This is a genomic window from Brevibacillus sp. SKDU10 (assembly GCF_001645205.1).
GTDB lineage: Bacteria > Bacillota > Bacilli > Brevibacillales > Brevibacillaceae > Brevibacillus_B > Brevibacillus_B halotolerans.
The window spans coordinates 44,347-63,435 of record NZ_LSSO01000162.1; the positions used below are offsets into that span (position 1 = coordinate 44,347).

The window sequence follows — 19,089 nt, forward strand, 5'->3', positions numbered from 1 at the left end:
CATGCCAAAATAAGCGAGGCCCTCTTTACAGAGAGAACCTCGCTTATTTGAAGAGATAAGATATTACATCCACAGTCTAAACGTTCCAATGATAGTTGCTACAAAAAAAAGTGTCATAACGACAAATGGGAATGAAGTCAGTGTATTACCTGCAATTGCCATACCCCTACCGTTAGAAGAATTCCTTGCTCGAATTCCCAAGATAAACCCCGAAACGTTAATAATAAAGGCCAAGAAAATGGTTAGCATCGTACCAGGGGATGGTGTGTAATATCTTGAACTGTAATTTAACATGAAGCAGGACATTATAAATAAAATAATGCCAAATATACCAAAAATCATTGATACTATCGCTTGTCCTAATCTATCCTTGGGCTGATTTTTAACGGGACGCTTCTGTTGAGTGGCAGCTTGTTGAGGGGAGGGCTGGCGAGTAGTTGATGTTCTCATTTGACCATTTGTTCCCCTATTGCCTTGCGTGTTCGTTACCCGAGTCTGACTGTTCGCCATTCTATTTGTCTGGCTGAAAGTTGATCTATTAGGCTGATTACTGGTCGTTTTAGTAGTTCGTTGCAATTTACTAGCCCCTTTCTGACTGAGTATATAAGTAGGAAAAAAGTAACAATATTACATTTGTCATAATTTACCAAAAACCTCTTTTTTATGTATTTTTTGATCTATGTAGTTTTATAGACATGTTTTTACTGGTTGAAAGACATGAAAAGCTGATACCATATGCTCATGGAATCAGCTTGTTTTTAGGTATTTATTCATCTGCAAGAACGTCCATCTAAATGTTTCTTCCACCAGATTATCGTTTCTTCTAAGCCAGCATCTAACGAGTATTTGGGCTTCCAGTTTACTTCTTCTTGTAATCGTGCAATATTAGCTCCGACAAATAATGGCTCATTCTCAGGGGATGGAATGGCTCCCCATTTGATTAAGTCCTCATTTCCGATTTTTTGACCGATAAGAGAAGCGATCTGTCTCAATTGGCTCGATTGGCCAGAAGCAATATTAACAGCTCCTCGTATATCGCTCCTTAATAAGGCTACCAGAGCATCGGCTGCATCAGCGATATAGAGAAAATCACGATATTGATTTCCATGCGTGCACAAGGCCTCTTCGCCTTTTAATAGCGAGGTGATAAGGGTAGGAATAAGTCGATTCCTGGGATCATGAGGACCATATAAATGAAAGATTCTCCCCCAGCAGGCGCTTAGACCAACCTGCTCGGAGTATGATTGGAGCCATAAACGCAAAATATTTTTACAAGCAGAGTAAGGTGTTTTATAAGAATAAAGAGAGTCAGCCTCAGATAAATAACCTTCCAGCCATTCATATTCTATACATGTTCCAGCTACGATGACTCTTTTACCGCCACATTCCGCAAAATGACGAAATAATGTCATGCTCGATTGCACCCAATCGTAGTTAGCGAGCGAATTATAATGGTGGGGAGGGACTGCTTCCCAAGCTAAATGCAGCAGATGGGAAGGCTTCACCTGATTAATCAAAGCCGCCACTTCTGTATGGGATAAAAGGTTAGCTTGGTGCCAAACACAGGTAATATCCAAAAGTGGCGCCTTTCGGTACGTCGCATGAACCTCCCAGCCCATTTTATGTAGCATACTAACTACATATCTGCCGATCCAGCCATTTCCGCCTGTTACGAGAACCTTTTCCATGCGCTATAGCACCTCCACTTCTGGAACAAGCACTACAAATTTTCCGCCCCAATTTCGAATATAGGAGCATTCGTCCATGATTTCTGCTTTTAAATTCCACGGCAAAATGAGTACGAAATCTGGTTGTGTTCGTTGTATTTCATCAGGGTTTTTAATCGGAATACGAGAGCCGGGCAATATAAGGCCTTGTTTATGCGGATTCTGATCGACTGTATAGGGGAGAAGCTCTTTTCCGATGCCACAAAAGTGCAGGAGAGTATTTCCTTTAGCAGGGGCCCCGTAACCGACGATTTTCTTTTTCATGTCATGGGCTTTAATGAAAAAGGATAATATATCGATCTTCATTTGTTCCACTTTCTTTGAAAACTCCAAATACGTTGATAATTGGTGAAGCCCGTGCGCTTGTTCCTTTTCAAGGATCTTTGCCACGCTTGGTTGGATGGGCTCCTCATCTTTACTATGCTTTACGAACAACCGTAAAGAACCGCCATGGGTAGGGATTTCCTCGACATCTACAACCTTTAATTCGTGGCTAGATAGGATGCTTTGAACGGATAGCAGTGAAAAATAAGAGAAGTGTTCATGATAAATCGTATCAAATTGCTTACCAAGTATGAGCTGCAAGACATGGGGAAATTCGATTGTGATAATACCATTTGGTTGTAGTAGTATTTTTAATCCTGCTATAAAGTCATGTAATTCAGGCACGTGTGCTAATACATTATTTGCGACAATCAAATCCCCTTTATAGCCTTCCTGTACCAATTGCTTTGCTAATCTTTCTCCAAAAAAATCCGCCCTCGTAGGAATTCCCTTATCGTTACAAATTTTCGCCAAATTTTTTGCCGGTTCAATCCCTAGTGTTCGAATATTATGCTTGTGAAAGTATTGTAATAAATAGCCGTCATTGCTTGCGATCTCAATGACCTGCGAATGGTGATGTAAATGGAACCTTGCTATAGCCATCTCTGTATATTTCTGAGCATGGGACAACCAACTAGAGGAATAGGAGCTAAAATAAAGATAGTGATTAAAAATCTGATCTGGCGACTCAAACTGCCCTACTTGTACCAGAAAACATTTATCACAAACATAGGCATGCAACGGATAAAAGGGTTCCATGTCATCTGCGCGGTCCGGTGATATAAATGAGTTAGCGAGAGGCGAAACTCCTAAATCAAGGAATGTATGAGTAAGCAACGAATGGCAAAAACGACATATTTTATCGGACATTTTCAGTAGACTCCTAACTCCTTATAAATTTATAAACCTGTTGATTTGTTGGCGAGTAAATGAGCTTATGTCCTTACCTGATTGATATTGCTGGTACCACTGAACAGTCCATGCAACAGCCTCTGTAGTATTTAGCTTTGGATGCCACCCGAGGGAACGGGTAGCTTTAGTGCTATCAAGGGTTAGTATAGGAGATTCGTAGGGGGGAGTAATTGACGGAGTGGTTATCTGTATCTTTTCGTTCCATATGCTCGCTGCTTTATCTACTATTTCGCTAACGGTCAGGTAAGAATGATCGATTGGTCCGAAATTCCAGGATTGGGCGTATACGGGGTTATTCCACAGCTTTTCGGCGAGAAGCAAATATCCATGTAAGGGGTCTAGGACATGCTGCCACGGGCGAATGGCGTTTGGGTTTCTTATGCTAAGCTTGGTTGAATGAATCAATGCCCTTGCGATATCTGGAAATATTCGATCTGCGGCCCAATCACCACCGCCAATCACATTGCCAGCCCTTACGGATGCAAGGCGTGTTGTGGAAGAAGATGTAGGCTGAAAAAATGATTTTTGATAAGATTCAGTGATGACCTCGGCACACGCTTTGCTGGCACTGTATGGATCGTGGCCGCCTAGCGGATCATTTTCCTGAAAGGAATGATTACCTAATCCATCATTTTTATAACATTTATCGCTTGTAACATTAATAATTACATGAACACTTTTCGTTTGTCGTGCAGCCTCAAGTACATGAACGGTTCCCAATACATTCGTATGATAGGTGGTAAGTGGATCTGCATACGATTGCTGAACCAAAGGCTGGGCTGCCAGATGAAAAATAATTTCCGGCTGATAATCGGCAAGGGTTTGCAGAAGTAGCGGGTAGTCCGTAATGTCGCCCTTTATCGAACGGCATTCCTTCGAAACCTCTGCTATTTCAAATAAATGAGGGGTAGATGGTGGATAGAGAGAATACCCAATTACATCTGCCCCCAGCGATGTTAACCACAACGTAAGCCATGTACCCTTAAATCCAGTATGGCCTGTTAGTAACACTTTTTTTTGATGCCAAAAGGATTTCTTCATGCTACCAAACCTTCCAAGGGGCGTTTTTACTATCCCACAAGTCCATTAGTTTTTGTTTATCTCGCAATGTATCCATTGGATGCCAGAACCCATCATGACGATAGGCGGCAAGCTGATTTTGTTTTGCTATTTTGACTAAAGCATTTGTTTCCCAAATGGTTTGGTCGTCATTGATAAAGGAAAAAATGGCCGGCTCCAGAACAAAAAATCCCCCATTTATCCAGCCGCCGTCTCCTAAAGGCTTCTCTTTGAAGTCTACAACCATCTGATCCTCAAGCATAAGGGAGCCGAATCTTCCAGGGGGCTGAACCGCAGTAACCGTCGCATATTTACCGTGCTTTTGATGAAATTCAATCAATTTTTTAATATGAATATTCCCTACACCATCTCCGTACGTCAGACAAAATGTTTCGTCACCAACATATTTTTGTATCCTCTTAATGCGGCCGCCCGTTTCCGTTCCTTCCCCTGTATCGATGAGTGTTATCTTCCAGGGCTCTGCATTATTGGAATGGTTCATAATTTCATTTTTACTCATATCGAGCGTAAAATCTGACATATGCAGGTTATAATTTGAAAAATATTCTTTAATGAGATGTCCCTTGTAGCCTAAACAAATGATAAAGTCATTGATTTCGTAGTAGCTAAAGATTTTCATGATGTGCCAAAGAATGGGCTTTGCCCCTATTTCAATCATTGGTTTAGGCTTTAAATGGGTTTCTTCGCCAATTCTCGTTCCATACCCGCCAGCAAGAATAACTGCTTTCATTTTTATCCCCCATAGTTGCCAAAAATGTCCCTTAATGAAGCTTTTCATGCTTTTACATTATGCAGTAGTCCTGATAATGGTGTTGGCTTCGCACAAATCGATTCATTAAGGATTCAAGAAAGGATATGCTATGATGAAATCGATAAGTCCCTAAGAAACTGCTTACATTATGGTTTTAAGTGCGGAAACAGCTCAAGGTATTCCGGATTCAAACGAAGATCTTTTGTCCCACTCGCATAAAACAAATAGGTTTCTTGTAGCTTCTCAGGTGTAGTAATATGATAGGTACCCAAGCCGTGCTGGATACTGTGCGCTGAGAGCGTGGGGCCTATTTGCAGTTTTCGTTTTCGTGTTAAATCATTCCACGGACTGTAAAAAAACTTTATGACGAAGGCAGGCGCGGTTAGATAAACGATAAATTTATGCGGGGACCAATGTCTGCCGGCTGTATAGGCGCCGTGTTCATGCTTATGAATCAGTCTACCAATATAGGGGTGTGTATTATCTATGGGGAAGTAACCATGGTATCGCTGATTCACCAAAGGAATGTTATAAACAGCTTCTGGATAGCTATGATTGGGATCATCAACTAGCATAATCACTCTGATTGAATACATATGCTCACCTAAAGCGTTAAGGGACGAGAAAAATTCATCTTTATTTTGACAACATAGAAACTCAGTAGTGTTTAACGCCATTTTCCAGCCTGTACATTCTTTTTCGATATCCATTACTTCACGGTCAACCTCTATCGCATCAAATTCCGGTACCCTTGAATTTCTCACCTCCCAATGGGGGGCAAAACGTTTACATATCTCAAGTGAACCATCCGTTGAACCCCGATTAATGAGAATGCCATGATCAAATATCTGGGTATGATGCATCAGCCACCATGGAAGCAAATATTCTTCATTATAAAAATGCGAAATGACAGTAGTAATAATGTTTCCTCCTTTTGAGAGCTAAATAGAAAAGAATGCTCACGCGATACTATATGAAATGGATGAAAAGGTTGTCACAAACAAAAAGAAAACAAGGAATAGGCAAGGAACGGACGAATTAGATAAAACCGCAGGAAACTGTATGTTTTTGCGACAAGCAGAAAATTTAAGAATTTCTTTAGAACTCTGTTATAAAAAAGCTAAGAACTGTTCGATATGATATAGCTATGAAAGAAAAAATGACAGAAGTGACATTTCTGAGACGGTTCCTTCCGTGCTGTCATACAATCAGGGGGTTATTACTTGCAGTTGGATACGATACTTGAGTTAATTAATCAATACGGCTACTTTGCCCTGTTTTTCGCTCTATGGCTTGGCATTGTTGGCATGCCGATTCCAGATGAAGTGATTGTCATGACGGGAGGAATGGTTGGCTCATTTGGCATTCTTCAATCAATTCCTGCCTTTTTTGTCACCTATTTAGGGGTTATTTCGGGGCTGTCACTTGGATATATTTTAGGATATAAGATTGGAGCTCCCGTGTTAGATCGCATTCGGCGTAAAAGACACATGGATATCTATATTGTACGAGCTGAATATCTATTGCAAAAGTATGGGAGCCAAGCGCTTGTAATTAGTTACTTTTTGCCGATTGTGCGCCACGTGGTGCCTTATCTGGTCGGGATTAGCAAAATGTCTTTTCGGCGGTATGCTCTGTTCTCCTTTACGACTGGCTTTGTTTGGACACTATTATTTTTTATTCTCGGGCATCTGTTAGGAAGCAATGCCGCTTCTGTTGGGTACCTGATTGCTGAATACAGTAAATATCTCTTGATCATTCTTCCGGTAATAGCGGCAGGGACTTTTATTGTGGTTACCAGAATGAAAAGAAAAAGGGTAAATGTCTAATGAAAGCCCTAAAATAAAATCATCAGGATACACAGATAGAGGAACCGATAGGCCTAGTAGCGGTAGTCGGTTCCTTTATTTGCTTGATAGCAAAGTAATTACCTTTATTTACCTTTTATGAGGACTCTTGCACCTTGTGAAATAAGGGAGTATAATCCTATTTATCTTAATATATAGCTGGCTAACTAAATGAGGTGAGTAAAGTGGAAGAGACTCCTTATCTGGATTCTTTAGAATTGCTACTATCTCGTGTAGTGCGAACGTATAATTATAAAATGTGGCAAATGTCGCATGAAGTAGGAATCTACCCGGGGCAATTGCCTGTTTTGTTTTTGCTAAAAAACAAAAATGGAAGAGTACAAAAAGAACTGGTTACGAAAATGAAGGTAAAGGCAGCTACGATTACCGTCATGCTGAATCGTATGGAGAAATCTGGATTGATCGAGCGTCAGCCTGACCCTGATGATTTAAGAGCATCTCGGGTTTATTTAACTGAATTAGGAAAAGAAAAATTAGAACAGATTGAAAAAGTGATTAAAGAGATTGAGAAAAAATGCTTTGAAGGCTTTCGGGAGGAAGAAAAAATCTTACTTCGACGGTTTTTAACACATATGCATCGGAATTTATCGGAGTAGTGTGAGGTTAGGTAAGCATGCATGTCAATTGGCTGCTTCCCTCTAAAATTATGTAGCTGTCAAAGTAAATGCGAAGGGAGATGCCAAGCAAAATGGGTAAACTTTTTAAATATATTGTGCCTTATAGAAAATATGCAGTAGCCGCTGTGTTACTCATGTTTCTGGAGGTGGTAATGGATTTGCTTCAACCGACACTGATGGCTCATATTGTAGACCAGGGTGTCGTTAATGGAGATGTCACTTATATCATTCAAACCGGATTGATTATGGTGGGGGTTGCGCTTTTGGGGATTGTTGGCGGTGTAGGCTGTATTTACTTTGCCAGCATCGTTTCCCAAAATTTTGGTGCAGACGTGAGGCTAGATCTGTTTAGCCATATACAGACCTTTTCTTTTGACAAGCTGGATCAGTTCAAAACCTCTTCCTTAATTACACGCCTAACTAATGATGTTACACAGGTACAAAACGTGGTTCTAATGATGCTGCGCATGCTAACACGCTTTCCGCTTCTCTTTATAGGCGGGATGGTTATGGCATTTTCATTGAATGCGAAGATGGCGCTTGTGTTGGTTGTGACCGTGCCTCTCCTGATACTATCTCTTCTGGTAATTATTAAGAAGGGTTTTCCTTTATTTAAAAAAGTCCAGGCTAGCTTGGATAAAGTAAACGGAGTTACACGTGAAAATTTGGCGGGGGTAAGGGTAGTAAAGGCCTTCGTTCGTTCAGATTATGAAAAGGAACGTTTCCAAACAGAGAACGACCAATTAGCTGATATATCGGTAAAGGCAGCACGGACCATGGCGTTGATGATGCCGATTATGATGCTGTTGATGAATCTAAGCATCGTTGCGATTATTTGGTTTGGTGGTTTTCAAGTCAATACAGGCAGCATGCAGCTCGGAGAAGTCATTGCTTTTACCAATTATATGACCCAGATTTTGTTCGCCCTTATGATGGCTGGCATGATGCTCATGATGGTGTCGCGGGCAAAAGTGTCTGCGGATCGGATTGTGGAGGTCATGGATACGAAAACCACTATTGCTGATATCGGACATAAAAACGTTTATATGCATCCAGGAAAAATTGAATTTGAGCATGTTTCCTTTCAGTATGCTGGTACTAGCGGGCAACCTGTATTAAAGGATGTAACGTTTACGGTGACGCCGGGTGAGCGAATTGCCATCCTGGGCTCTACGGGTTCGGGTAAATCAACGTTGGTTCATTTGCTCCCACGTTTTTATGATGTGACAGAGGGACGTATTTTATTGGATGGAACGGATATTCGCGAGCTGAGCTTACAGGAGCTTCGCAAAAACATCGGGATGGTTTTACAGGAGGCAGTCCTGTTCTCAGGAACCATTCGTGATAATATTCGCTGGGGTGATCCTGAGGCCTCAGATGATCAAGTGATAGCCGCAGCAAAGGCAGCCCAAGCTGATGAATTTATAGCGAAATTACCTGCTGGCTATGATACAGTGGTAGGTCAACGCGGAGTTAATCTATCAGGCGGACAAAAACAGCGCTTGTCCATTGCTCGCGCTCTACTGACAATGCCAAACATTCTAATTTTGGACGATAGCACTAGTGCGGTGGATTTGACGACTGAAGCTCTCATTCAAAAAGCGTTAAAAGAGCAATTAGGACATACGACTTGTTTTATTGTTGCCCAACGCATTAGCTCTGTGATGGAAGCAGACAAAATCATTGTATTAGATAATGGACAGATTTCAGATATTGGAACTCACCAAGAACTGCTGCAACGCTCGGATGTGTATCAGGATATCTATCGTTCCCAAGTAAGAGAGGAGGCGATTTAGATGAATCGAGGAGTATCAGAACAGGAACGTTCAAAAGGAATGGGCGGGCCTATGGGAAAAGGAATGACGGGCATGCCGGTTGTTAAACCGAAAAATTCTATGGAGGCGCTCAAACGGCTATGGGGATATTTACGGGAACAACGCTGGTCGTTATTCTTGGTGTTTTTCCTAGTGCTGGTTAGCTCCGGCTTTGCTTTGATGGGGCCCCTGCTGATTGGAAAGGCCATTGATAGCATGGGGATTACCACGGGACAGGTTCAATTCTCATTGTTAGCCAAGATTGTTGGTAGCTTAATCATCGTATATATTTTGGGGGCGCTTGCTTCCTGGTTACAAACCTATTTGATGGCAAGTGTCTCGCAAAAGACGGTCAAGAGTATGCGAAAGGATATCTTTGATAAGGTACAGACTCTGCCTTTGCGCTTTTTTGATGAAAGACCCCGCGGTGATTTGATGAGTCGTCTAACCAATGACGTAGAGAATATTAATAACACGCTCTCGCAAGCAACAACGCAAATTTTTTCCAGTCTCATTACCGTAATAGGGGCCGTGGGAATGATGCTGATGCTAAGTCCATCTTTAACATTAGTTAGTCTCATTGTCGTTCCACTTGGCTTATTTATTACAAAAAAAATCGCGGAGCGTACGCGTAAGCTCTTCTTAGAACAGCAGACAGAGCTGGGGCAATTAAATGGATATATTGAAGAAATGATTTCGGGACAACGGGTGGTCAAGGCTTTTAATCGTGAACAACAAACCGTCGACCAATTTGCAGAAAAAAATCAGCGCCTGAAAAAAGTGGGGGCTCAAGCGCAGGTTTTCTCTGGAGTCATTCCTCCACTGATGAATGCTATTAATAATCTCAGCTTTGCGTTGGTTGCAGGCATAGGTGGGTACATGGCTGTACAAGGCGTTATCACGATCGGGATCATCACTGCCTTTTTAAATTACTCGAAGCAGTTTGCTCGTCCGCTAAATGAGATGGCAAATCAATTTAACATGCTACAATCAGCTTTTGCTGGTGCAGAACGTGTATTTGAGGTGCTGGATGAGGAACCGGAATTCGCGGATCAAGCAGTGGCGCAATCCCTTGAACAAGTGGAAGGAAAAGTAGAGTTTAAGGATGTCACTTTTGGCTATAAGCCAGATAAGCCTGTCTTACAAGAGATTAATCTGATAGCGGAGCCTGGGCAAATGATCGCTCTAGTAGGCCCTACTGGTTCAGGTAAAACAACAATTGTAAATCTATTGATGAGATTCTACGATGTGCAGCAGGGAAGTGTCATCGTAGACGGACGGGATATACGTCAGATTGACAAAGAGAATCTGCGTTCCTCTATCGGGATGGTGCTACAGGATACCTACCTGTTTGCGGGAACTGTAATCGAAAATATTCGCTACGGCAGGCTAGATGCTACAGACGAGCAGGTTATGTATGCAGCTCGTATGGCGAATGCTCATTCCTTTATTGAACGCCTGCCAGAAGGCTATCATACGAAGCTCACGGAGGATGCTAGCAATATCAGTCAAGGACAGCGGCAATTGCTGACCATTGCGCGGGCGATTCTAGCGGACCCATCCATCCTGATTTTGGACGAGGCAACCAGCAGTATTGATACAAGAACCGAGATGCAAATTCAGAAAGCCTTGAAAGTATTGATGCAAGGACGCACTAGCTTCGTGATTGCCCATCGCTTGAGTACCATTCAGGAGGCAGATCAAATCTTGGTCATTAACCAAGGGGAGATTATTGAGAGAGGCAATCATAAAGAATTACTGGAGCAACAGGGCTTTTACTATAATCTGTACCATACACAATTTAAGAATCAAGCTTCATAAGTAACGAAGGCTGTCCAGAGAAATGCTGGGCAGCTTTTTTTATTAAACCTTACAAAAATGTAAGTGGTGTGTAATCTTCATGCATGGTTAAAAAATCTAGTATTCATTACAATAATGACAACGAGTCGCTAGCGAACGAAACTATTATGATAAAAAAGGACTGATGTCTATGACCGCATTATCGGTCACAAAAAAAGAGCGTATTGTTTCGATGGATATCTTGCGTGGAATTGCACTTATGGGTATTTTGCTGGTGAATGCACCAGCCTATATGACTTATATCGAAGGGCAAAGCATAATTCAGCATGCTTTTGATCCTACCTTACGCCTTCTATATGATTTATTTATCACAACGAAATTTTTCAGTATTTTTTCGTTCTTGTTTGGACTTGGCTTCTATATTTTTATGAGTCGTGCAGAAGCACGTGGAGATAAACCGTTTATTCTTTTTGTTCGTCGTCTGGCAGCACTCTTATTGTTCGGTATTTTACACATCGTTACCTGGTTTGGAGATATTCTGTTCTATTATGCTATTTTGGGCTTTGCATTGATACCTTTTTATCGCAGATCAGCGAAAACCATACTGATCTGGTCAATGGGACTCTTTGCTGTAACAGTATTAGCTAGTGGAATTGCGGCTGTGCAAACATATCTTGGTAGTCCAGTGCCAGAGTTTATCCGCTCATTTAAGAGCGATACTTTTGCCATTTTGGGGATGTTTTTACTGGGACTTTATGTAGGGAAACAAAATATTGTAGCGGAAGTAGATAAGCATGTACACCTGCTGAAACGTACACAGCTTATTACATTCGTACTGAGTATCATTCCTTTTGTAGGGATTCTGTGGTGCCATTTTACAGATAACCCGCTACAAGAAATACTCCAGCCATTTTTCTCCCGCATGGATACTTATCCAATGGCTTTGTTATACATGAGTAGTTTGTTCCTTCTATTACGCAATGAGCGAGTGGCTACGATGTTAAAACCATTTGCTAATTACGGACGCCTAGGGTTAACCTCTTATTTCACACAAAATATCATTGGGTCTGTGATCATTTCTCTATTTGGTTGGTCAAATGGCTATACATTAGTTCAGTCCTTCTACATGGCGATGATCATCCTTGTTGTTCAATTGATCATAAGTAATCTGTATTTCTTGAAGTTCAAGCAGGGGCCGTTAGAGTTTATCTGGAGAAAGCTGACGTACGGTTTTAAACGTAAGGACAAAGCAACAGCTTAATTCTATGGAAAATCAAAAACAACCATTGCATAGCAGGATAAGCAATGGTTGTTTTTTGTATCTCTAAACAATATGTCTTTTTAATTTTTGCAAAAAGTGAGAGCGAACAATGAGAAAATAAACAAGCTGAAGTACAAAGAAAATCAGGATGCTTACAATTGATGTTTTAAAAATCGAAACGAAGGTGCCGCTGGAATACACCTTTTGAAGACCGACTAAAGCTACTGACGTGTGTACGATAGCCAATGTGAATGGAACAAAGAAGAGCAGGGCGATTTGGACAGTCATGCTTTTTTGCCATTCTTCTATGGATAAGCCAATCTTAGAGATTGTTTGATAATATTGTTTATCCCGATCAAGATCCATATAAAGTCGGAAGTATAAAAAGCTTCCTGCACAAACATAAAATATAACGGCTACAAATAAACCGATAAATAACGCACTGCCAACGGCCCGCTTTGCTTCAGCATAGTAGGCATCACGAACTAAAGGATGTTGGTCCTGGGCTAGCTTTTGGTTGATTTCTTTTGAGAAGGCTACCGCCTCTTTATTGATAGGGCCTCCCTTTCTCCACTTATGAACCACATAGCCTACAACCGTATAGTTAGAGGAGGCCTTTTTCTTCAGATAGGCAAAGTCTTCATCGGATACAGCTAATGTGTTCCATTGGTAAGAAAGGACTGGCTTGTCTATCTTTTGTACCAAGCGAAAAGGCTTGCCGTCTTTCGCAAGAAGGTCAGGAATGCCATCCTCGGGTAAATAGCTTGCTCTAATCCAAAGAGCCTCCCCCTTCTTAATTTGATACGTTTCACGATCTAGCAGTGCTGCTATTTGATTATAAGCTGATATCTTTATTACATCTGCACGTGCTACTGGCTTAGAAAAATATAAATCCTCGACCTCGACTCGTTCATAGTTTACATGGTAATTGGCTAGATGATCCTCAATGATTTGTGTAGATTTTTTACCCTCAAGCTTCTCATCGTGGTAGTACTTATACTCGATTGTCAGTGGAAGCGTATCCTTGACCATACCAAGTATACCTAGGACACTGATCAATGCTCCTGCCGAAGTAAAGGCGACAGTGGAGACAATGGTTACCATGAAAAACATCTGGGCATTATCCTTAATGCGATATGCTAGATCGGACAGCCAAATAATTCGGGTTCCACGCCAGTAGAGAATGGGTCTTTTTTTTACCCAATTAATCAGGAATGCTCCAAACTGGGAGTAGAAGAAGTAAGTACCGACACAGGTTAAGAGGATGACTATAAACATCCACCTTATAACCTCAAAGATATCGTTTTTAAGGGTAAACGTAATATAGTAGGCTGATCCAATGCAAAGGATAGAGAAAAGAGCTAAAATAACCGATCCCTTAGGCTCCTTTTTCGGTTTGCGTGATTCATCAAGTAAAACCTTGATACTCCGGTGCTTCGTTGTAAATAGAGTGAAAAAAGAAATAAGCAAAAAGGCAGTATAAAAGGAAACGATCGTAAGTAAAAGAGCTTCAGTTGGTATATAAAATGGTATTTCATCCATATCAAGAATGGCTGAAGCGAATATGAAGAAGGATTTGGAGAATAGCAGACCAAATCCAATGCCAACCGCCATGGATAACGTGACTAACAGCAGGTTTTCCATAAATATCATGAAGTTTATCTGCCAGCGGGAAATACCAAGTATAGATAAAACGGCAAATTCTTTTTTCCGCATCTTAAGAAAAATATTCGTGGAGTACCAGATGAAAGCAAAGGAAAAGCAAAAGATGATTACTTCGGCTGCGGTCATCCCATTAACCACCAAGTAATGTAGACCTTCTGTAGTCGTTCCTGGATGATAAATGAACATGCCGTAGGTAAAATAAATCATGATGACAAACGTAACACTTAAAAAATACGCCAGATAGAACCTGAATTTACGACGTACATTAGTGGCGATGAATTGTAGAAAGGTCATAGGTACTTCCCCCTAAAAGCGCCAGAACATCTAAGATTTGCTGGAAGAACACCTGACGGCTTTCTCCGCGTTGAATTTCATTATATAGTGTGCCATCCTTGATAAATAAAACGCGATCACAGTAACTAGCAGCTACAGGATCGTGAGTCACCATCATCATCGTGGTTTTTTTGGTAGCATTAATGTTTTGCAGGGTTTCCATGACGATACGGGTTGATTTGGAGTCCAGATTACCCGTAGGCTCGTCTGCTAATAAAAGGGAGGGCGAATGGATGATGGCTCTCGCAATGGCGGCACGCTGGTTTTGCCCCCCTGACACCTCGTAGGGACGCTTTTGTAAAATGTGATTAATTTCTAGCTGAGTAGCGATTTCATCCAATTTCTGTTTCATTTCAGGAACCTTGTAAAAATCAAGCGCGAGCGGCAATAAGATATTTTCGCCCAGTGTCAATGTATCTAATAGGTTAAAATCCTGAAACACAAAGCCTAGATTACGTCTGCGAAACACCGCTAGCTTTGATTTTTTGATCTTATGAGGATTTTCACCATTTAAGAGAATGTCTCCAGTGGTGGGGATATCAATTGTGGCAATAAGGTTTAATAGGGTCGTTTTTCCGCTCCCTGACGGCCCCATGATAGCAATAAACTCTCCCTCTTCTATGTGGAAGTTCACGTCGGTTAAAGCGCGATAGGGAATTTTCCCCCCGTATATTTTGCTGACGTTTGTTACCTGAAGAAGTCCCATGTCACACATACACCTCCATTACGTATCGTTATTCCGGTCAAGAGTCGCGTTTAGAGTATCATTTGGTTAGGTGTCAGTCAAGCTGAGCGTCGTATCATCGTTTTATCATCAGACTCTCATGAGTTTATAACGGTTCAAGCATGTTATTAGTGCCTGTATTAGCATATATTGGTATAGGCAGGAAGCGATAAAGAACATTTTACATCGTTATAAATAGAAGGAAAAATATAGTGGGGGTGCCGATCATGAAACTATTGAAATATGGCGCGGTGTTACTTCTAAGTGTGGCTATGGCTGGATGCTCGGTAATGGCAAAGGAATCTGAGCTACAAAGACCGGCAAGTATATCTGAGAAAAAAGAGATCGTTGATTTATCCAAAATGGAAGTGAAGGAATTTTTTCCAAACGACGAAGGTACGTTTATCCTGCGTGATGTGGAGAAAAATTCGACCTTTATTTTTAATGAAGAGAGAGCAAAACAACCGCAAGCACCTGAGTCTACTTTTAAAATCATGAATGCTCTAATAGGTCTTCAAGTAAAAGCAGTGGACGATGAATATACGGTGAAGCGCTGGGATGGCGTGAAGCGCGATCTTGACGTCTGGAACAAGGATCATACGCTTGGTTCGGGGATGCGCTATTCAACAGTCTGGTACTATCAACAGCTAGCTCGCGATATTGGTGCAGAACGCATGAAGGAATGGTTACATAAAGCCGCCTATGGGAATCAGGATATCAGCGGTGGAATTGATAAATTTTGGCTAAACAGTACCTTAAAGATCACACCTCTGGAGCAGGCAGATTTCTTAGAAAAACTGTATAAAGAACAATTGCCGTTTGACAAGCAGGTAATGAAGACTGTGAAACGCATGATGATCCAGCAGGATGAGGACTTGTACACGCTTTACGGAAAAACAGGGACACGCAATACACCAGCAGTTGGTTGGTTTGTAGGGTTTGTTAAGATAGAGGGACATCCTTATATTTTTGTTACCAATGTGAATGGGGAAGGAAGTTCCTCAGGAGTAAAGGCTAAAAATATTACATTGCAAATCCTCAAAAAATATAACATGCTCCCAACACCATCCCAGAACAAATAGGATGAAAAAGGGAAAGAACAAGGGCTGCAAACCAAGCAGCTCTTGTTGACGTATAAGAATCGTTTATAATAGAGTGAAGGATTAACTGTTATTTGGAGTGATATCATGTTGGGAGTAGAAGCATATCTCTTCATTAAAAAGGGAGATTCCAACCAGACGACGGTCAAAAAATTCATTACAGAGACCGAATGCACAATTGGTAGACGTGGGGCGACGTATCAACCTGATTTATCTTTTACCAGTTTATTTATATCAAGACAGCACGCTGTCATCCGCCAAGAAAAAAATCAGTACGTTCTTTATGACTTAAACAGCAAACATGGCACGGAGGTAAATGGGCAACCGCTCCAAAATGCCCCGCATGTTTTACAATACGGAGATCGTATTTCATTGGCAAAGGGAGAGGCAGAATTTATTTTCTTTACATTGGAAAATGACTTGGATGTAACCCGGGAGTTTATTCGACCATTGGGTGCTAGTAAGGATCAGGCGGTGGAACAGACTGAGCCAGCTGCAGGCAATGGGAGTGCGGATGTGAAGGGCTTAACCATCAATGTGGAGAGAAGAGAAATCCTGCTGGATGGAGTTCGTCTTTATTTATCGGGAAAAGATATTGATCTGTTGATGCTCATGTACGAGCGTGTAAATCAAGCTGTTAGCTATGATGAGATGAAAGTACATGTATGGCCAGAACGGTCATCTACAGTGGATGGATTGCCAGATGTAGGTCGAGCCGAGATTAATGCATTGGTTTACCGTTTACGTAAAAGGTTGGGTGAGTACGGTGATAAAATTATCACCATACCACGGTATGGTTATATGTTGGACTTATAAAAACCAGAAAAGCCAGAAGACAAAACAGAGCAATTCCTTTCTGATAAGAGAGGGAGGTCTGTTGTTGTTCTTCTGGCTTTTTTGCTATGTCCCATTTTGATGGGACGAAGGGTTGTCTCATGTAAATATGAGCGATTTATCAGCGATCTAATGATGGAACAATATGTTTCTTGGATGACGTATGACCTATCTTTAGAAGGAAGGAGTGGATTTATCATGAAAAGAATACTCTTTTTTTCTATCGTTGGAGTTCTTCTTGCTGTAGGAGGAATTTTTATTTACGCCCATTTGATGGAAGATGATCCTCGTGTTGTAAAGGATCGGGCAGAAAAACGTTTTGAGGAGTATCTGGACAACTGGGGTAAACAGGATTTTGCCCAAATGTATGAGCAACTAGCTTTGGATACAAAGAAAAAAATGACAAAGGCTGCATTTATAAGCCGCTATGAAACCATTTATAACGGAATGGAAGCCAATCATCTACAAGTGAAGGATACCTCAATGGGACGTGAATCCATCACGAAAAATGAGGAGCTTCACCTGCCCTACCAAGTTAGCATGAATACAGTCGCTGGTCCTCTTACTTTTACACATAAGCTAACGATGGTACGTGAAAATCAGAGTGGAAAAAAAGATTGGTATATCAAATGGAATGAATCCCTCATTTTTCCTAGCATGAAGGAGAAAGATAAGGTGAGGGTCCAAACCATCCTGCCGCAGCGAGGGGAAATTGTAGATCGTAATGGGATCTTATTAGCTACAACAGGAGTCGCTTATGAAGTGGGGCTAATACCTGAAAAATGGGAAAAGAATTCAGACGATCAGAAACAAAAAACAGCCGTTCTATTAGATATGACCGTAGAACAAATTGCGGCGAAACGAAATGCAAAATGGGTGAAGCCAGAGTTATTTGTTCCATTAGCAACGCAAGCTAAGGAAGACGATCGCTTAGATCAATTGGAAAAGATCGAGGGCTTGATGATACGTAAGAAACAGGTGCGTTATTATCCTTATCGTCAGGCTACTGCTCATTTAATCGGTTATATCGGCAGTATGAATGAAGAGCAATGGAAGCTATACGAGCCAAAAGGTTATCGTGCTACGGATTTGGTTGGGAAGGCGGGTGTGGAGCAGGTCTATGAGGAACAATTACACGGTACGCCAGGTGCGCGAATTATTATAGCGGATGAGCAGGGACAGGAAAAGGAAGTGCTAGCAAAAAAACTAGCACAGGATGGGCAGAAGCTCGCATTAACCATTGATGCTGATCTACAGTTTGCAATCTATGAGGAAATGAAGAATGATGCGGGGACAGCGGCGGCTATTCATCCGCTTACTGGAGAAGTGCTGGCGATGCTAAGTACACCAGCGTATGATCCTAACGCGTTTATCAGAGGATTATCCAATAAGGAATGGATCAGGCTAAATGACGATCCAGCTAAACCACTACTTAATCGGTTTGCTATTGGATTTGCACCGGGTTCAACCTTTAAGCCTATTACGGCGGCGATTGGACTTGAACAAGGAAGTATCCAGCCTGAGCAAGGCATGACTGTCAAGGGATTACATTGGCAAAAGGATTCCTCATGGGGGAAATACGAGGTAACGCGAGTGAAAGACCCACATAGCCCCGTTACGTTAGAAAAAGCCCTCGTGTATTCCGATAATATTTATTTTGCGCAAGCGGCACTACAGATGGGGCAGCAGGTTTTCTTAGAAGGAGCAAAAAAGTTTGGTATAGGTGAAAATTTGCCGCTTACCTATCCGTTAAGGAAATCAAAAATAGCTAATCAGGATATCAGAAACGAAATTCAGCTAGCTGATTCTGGATATGGGCAAGGAGAAGTAACGATGACACCTCTTCATCTGGCGTTGACCTATAGCGCATTTGTAAATGAGGGAAATATAGTCTACCCCGCTTTAACCCAGCAGGAGATGAAGCCGCAAGCCTTTTGGAGGGAAAATGTAATGTCGAAAGAGACAGCAGCATTGATTAAAGCTGACCTGATTCAAGTCATGGAAAATTCTCAAGGAACAGGACGGTTTGCAAAACCATCAGGTATCCGTGTGGCAGGAAAAACGGGAACAGCCGAGTTAAAGGCGAGAAAAGGTGAGGATGGGTTGGAGTATGGCTGGATGGCTATGTTTAATGTAGATAAGCCAAAGCTATTACTAACGATGATGATAGAAAATGTAAAAGGTCGAGGTGGAAGTCATTATCTTGATCCCAAGGTTAAACGAATTTTTGCGCAGGAAATTGGTAGAGATTCCTAGTGAAAAGACAGCAGAAAGATAAG

16 protein-coding genes are annotated in these 19,089 nt (G+C 41.5%); 8 read left to right on the top strand and 8 right to left on the bottom strand.

The annotated features are described in order from the left end of the window. Nucleotides 1–63: 63 nt before the first annotated feature. The 6 genes from AYJ08_RS13330 to AYJ08_RS13355 form a co-directional block, all read right to left on the bottom strand. Nucleotides 64–576 carry a hypothetical protein gene (locus AYJ08_RS13330; protein ID WP_064018131.1) on the bottom strand — a complete coding sequence of 171 codons (513 nt, stop codon included), beginning with the start codon at nucleotides 574–576 and terminating at the stop codon, nucleotides 64–66. A 194-nt stretch (nucleotides 577–770) separates the two neighbouring features. Next, nucleotides 771–1,688: an NAD-dependent epimerase/dehydratase family protein gene (locus AYJ08_RS13335; protein ID WP_064018132.1), complete on the bottom strand. Its 918-nt coding sequence runs from the start codon at nucleotides 1,686–1,688 to the stop codon at nucleotides 771–773. Between the two features lie 3 nt (nucleotides 1,689–1,691). After that, the gene (locus tag AYJ08_RS13340) at nucleotides 1,692–2,921 is read right to left on the bottom strand and encodes a class I SAM-dependent methyltransferase (RefSeq protein WP_064018133.1); all 1,230 of its coding nucleotides are present in this window, start codon (nucleotides 2,919–2,921) and stop codon (nucleotides 1,692–1,694) included. Nucleotides 2,922–2,942: 21 nt separating this feature from the next. After that, nucleotides 2,943–4,004 carry a CDP-glucose 4,6-dehydratase gene (gene rfbG, locus AYJ08_RS13345; protein WP_064018134.1) on the bottom strand — a complete coding sequence of 354 codons (1,062 nt, stop codon included), beginning with the start codon at nucleotides 4,002–4,004 and terminating at the stop codon, nucleotides 2,943–2,945. A 1-nt stretch (nucleotide 4,005) separates the two neighbouring features. After that, a complete protein-coding gene (gene rfbF / locus AYJ08_RS13350; protein ID WP_064018135.1) occupies nucleotides 4,006–4,773 on the bottom strand; it encodes a glucose-1-phosphate cytidylyltransferase in 768 nt (255 codons plus the stop codon). A 167-nt stretch (nucleotides 4,774–4,940) separates the two neighbouring features. Beyond that, nucleotides 4,941–5,717, bottom strand: coding sequence for a glycosyltransferase family 2 protein (locus AYJ08_RS13355; protein WP_082890954.1), 777 nt, complete (start codon nucleotides 5,715–5,717; stop codon nucleotides 4,941–4,943). 300 nt (nucleotides 5,718–6,017) lie between these two features. Between AYJ08_RS13355 and AYJ08_RS13360 the strand changes: the two genes are divergently transcribed. From AYJ08_RS13360 to AYJ08_RS13380, 5 genes are all read left to right on the top strand, one after another. After that, the gene (locus tag AYJ08_RS13360; protein WP_064018137.1) at nucleotides 6,018–6,623 is read left to right on the top strand and encodes a DedA family protein; all 606 of its coding nucleotides are present in this window, start codon (nucleotides 6,018–6,020) and stop codon (nucleotides 6,621–6,623) included. A 203-nt stretch (nucleotides 6,624–6,826) separates the two neighbouring features. Continuing rightward, on the top strand, nucleotides 6,827–7,258 hold the full coding sequence (locus AYJ08_RS13365) for a MarR family winged helix-turn-helix transcriptional regulator (protein ID WP_064018138.1): 432 nt from the start codon (nucleotides 6,827–6,829) through the stop codon (nucleotides 7,256–7,258). A gap of 92 nt (nucleotides 7,259–7,350) precedes the next feature. Further along, a complete protein-coding gene (locus AYJ08_RS13370; RefSeq protein WP_064018139.1) occupies nucleotides 7,351–9,075 on the top strand; it encodes an ABC transporter ATP-binding protein in 1,725 nt (574 codons plus the stop codon). Next, entirely contained in the window at nucleotides 9,076–10,914 is a 1,839-nt protein-coding gene (locus AYJ08_RS13375) for an ABC transporter ATP-binding protein (protein WP_064018140.1), read from the top strand. It begins immediately after the preceding gene. 169 nt (nucleotides 10,915–11,083) lie between these two features. Continuing rightward, on the top strand, nucleotides 11,084–12,154 hold the full coding sequence (locus AYJ08_RS13380) for a DUF418 domain-containing protein (protein ID WP_064018141.1): 1,071 nt from the start codon (nucleotides 11,084–11,086) through the stop codon (nucleotides 12,152–12,154). 63 nt (nucleotides 12,155–12,217) lie between these two features. On the opposite strand, the gene AYJ08_RS13385 is transcribed toward AYJ08_RS13380, so the two are convergent. Beyond that, nucleotides 12,218–14,113, bottom strand: a complete 1,896-nt coding sequence (locus AYJ08_RS13385) for an ABC transporter permease (RefSeq protein WP_064018142.1) — start codon at nucleotides 14,111–14,113, stop codon at nucleotides 12,218–12,220. Next, on the bottom strand, nucleotides 14,085–14,858 hold the full coding sequence (locus AYJ08_RS13390; RefSeq protein ID WP_003343279.1) for an ABC transporter ATP-binding protein: 774 nt from the start codon (nucleotides 14,856–14,858) through the stop codon (nucleotides 14,085–14,087). Before AYJ08_RS13390 ends, AYJ08_RS13385 begins: the two co-directional genes overlap by 29 nt. Nucleotides 14,859–15,103: 245 nt before the next feature. Here AYJ08_RS13390 and blaOXA point away from each other — a divergent pair, with 245 nt between their 5' ends. From blaOXA to AYJ08_RS13405, 3 genes are all read left to right on the top strand, one after another. Continuing rightward, entirely contained in the window at nucleotides 15,104–15,958 is an 855-nt protein-coding gene (gene blaOXA / locus AYJ08_RS13395) for a class D beta-lactamase (RefSeq protein WP_064018143.1), read from the top strand. A 105-nt stretch (nucleotides 15,959–16,063) separates the two neighbouring features. Beyond that, nucleotides 16,064–16,792: an FHA domain-containing protein gene (locus AYJ08_RS13400; RefSeq protein WP_064018144.1), complete on the top strand. Its 729-nt coding sequence runs from the start codon at nucleotides 16,064–16,066 to the stop codon at nucleotides 16,790–16,792. 216 nt (nucleotides 16,793–17,008) lie between these two features. Continuing rightward, nucleotides 17,009–19,066 carry a penicillin-binding transpeptidase domain-containing protein gene (locus AYJ08_RS13405; protein ID WP_064018145.1) on the top strand — a complete coding sequence of 686 codons (2,058 nt, stop codon included), beginning with the start codon at nucleotides 17,009–17,011 and terminating at the stop codon, nucleotides 19,064–19,066. Nucleotides 19,067–19,089 lie beyond the last annotated feature (23 nt).

Coding starts and splice junctions, on each gene's coding strand:
- AYJ08_RS13390 (WP_003343279.1), bottom strand. CDS start 14,858: ATGGGACTTCTTCAGGTAACAAACGTCAGCAAAATATACGGGGGGAAA.
- AYJ08_RS13400 (WP_064018144.1), top strand. CDS start 16,064: ATGTTGGGAGTAGAAGCATATCTCTTCATTAAAAAGGGAGATTCCAAC.
- AYJ08_RS13385 (WP_064018142.1), bottom strand. CDS start 14,113: ATGACCTTTCTACAATTCATCGCCACTAATGTACGTCGTAAATTCAGG.
- rfbF (WP_064018135.1), bottom strand. CDS start 4,773: ATGAAAGCAGTTATTCTTGCTGGCGGGTATGGAACGAGAATTGGCGAA.
- AYJ08_RS13370 (WP_064018139.1), top strand. CDS start 7,351: ATGGGTAAACTTTTTAAATATATTGTGCCTTATAGAAAATATGCAGTA.
- rfbG (WP_064018134.1), bottom strand. CDS start 4,004: ATGAAGAAATCCTTTTGGCATCAAAAAAAAGTGTTACTAACAGGCCAT.
- AYJ08_RS13380 (WP_064018141.1), top strand. CDS start 11,084: ATGACCGCATTATCGGTCACAAAAAAAGAGCGTATTGTTTCGATGGAT.
- AYJ08_RS13375 (WP_064018140.1), top strand. CDS start 9,076: ATGAATCGAGGAGTATCAGAACAGGAACGTTCAAAAGGAATGGGCGGG.
- AYJ08_RS13335 (WP_064018132.1), bottom strand. CDS start 1,688: ATGGAAAAGGTTCTCGTAACAGGCGGAAATGGCTGGATCGGCAGATAT.
- AYJ08_RS13405 (WP_064018145.1), top strand. CDS start 17,009: ATGAAAAGAATACTCTTTTTTTCTATCGTTGGAGTTCTTCTTGCTGTA.
- blaOXA (WP_064018143.1), top strand. CDS start 15,104: ATGAAACTATTGAAATATGGCGCGGTGTTACTTCTAAGTGTGGCTATG.
- AYJ08_RS13340 (WP_064018133.1), bottom strand. CDS start 2,921: ATGTCCGATAAAATATGTCGTTTTTGCCATTCGTTGCTTACTCATACA.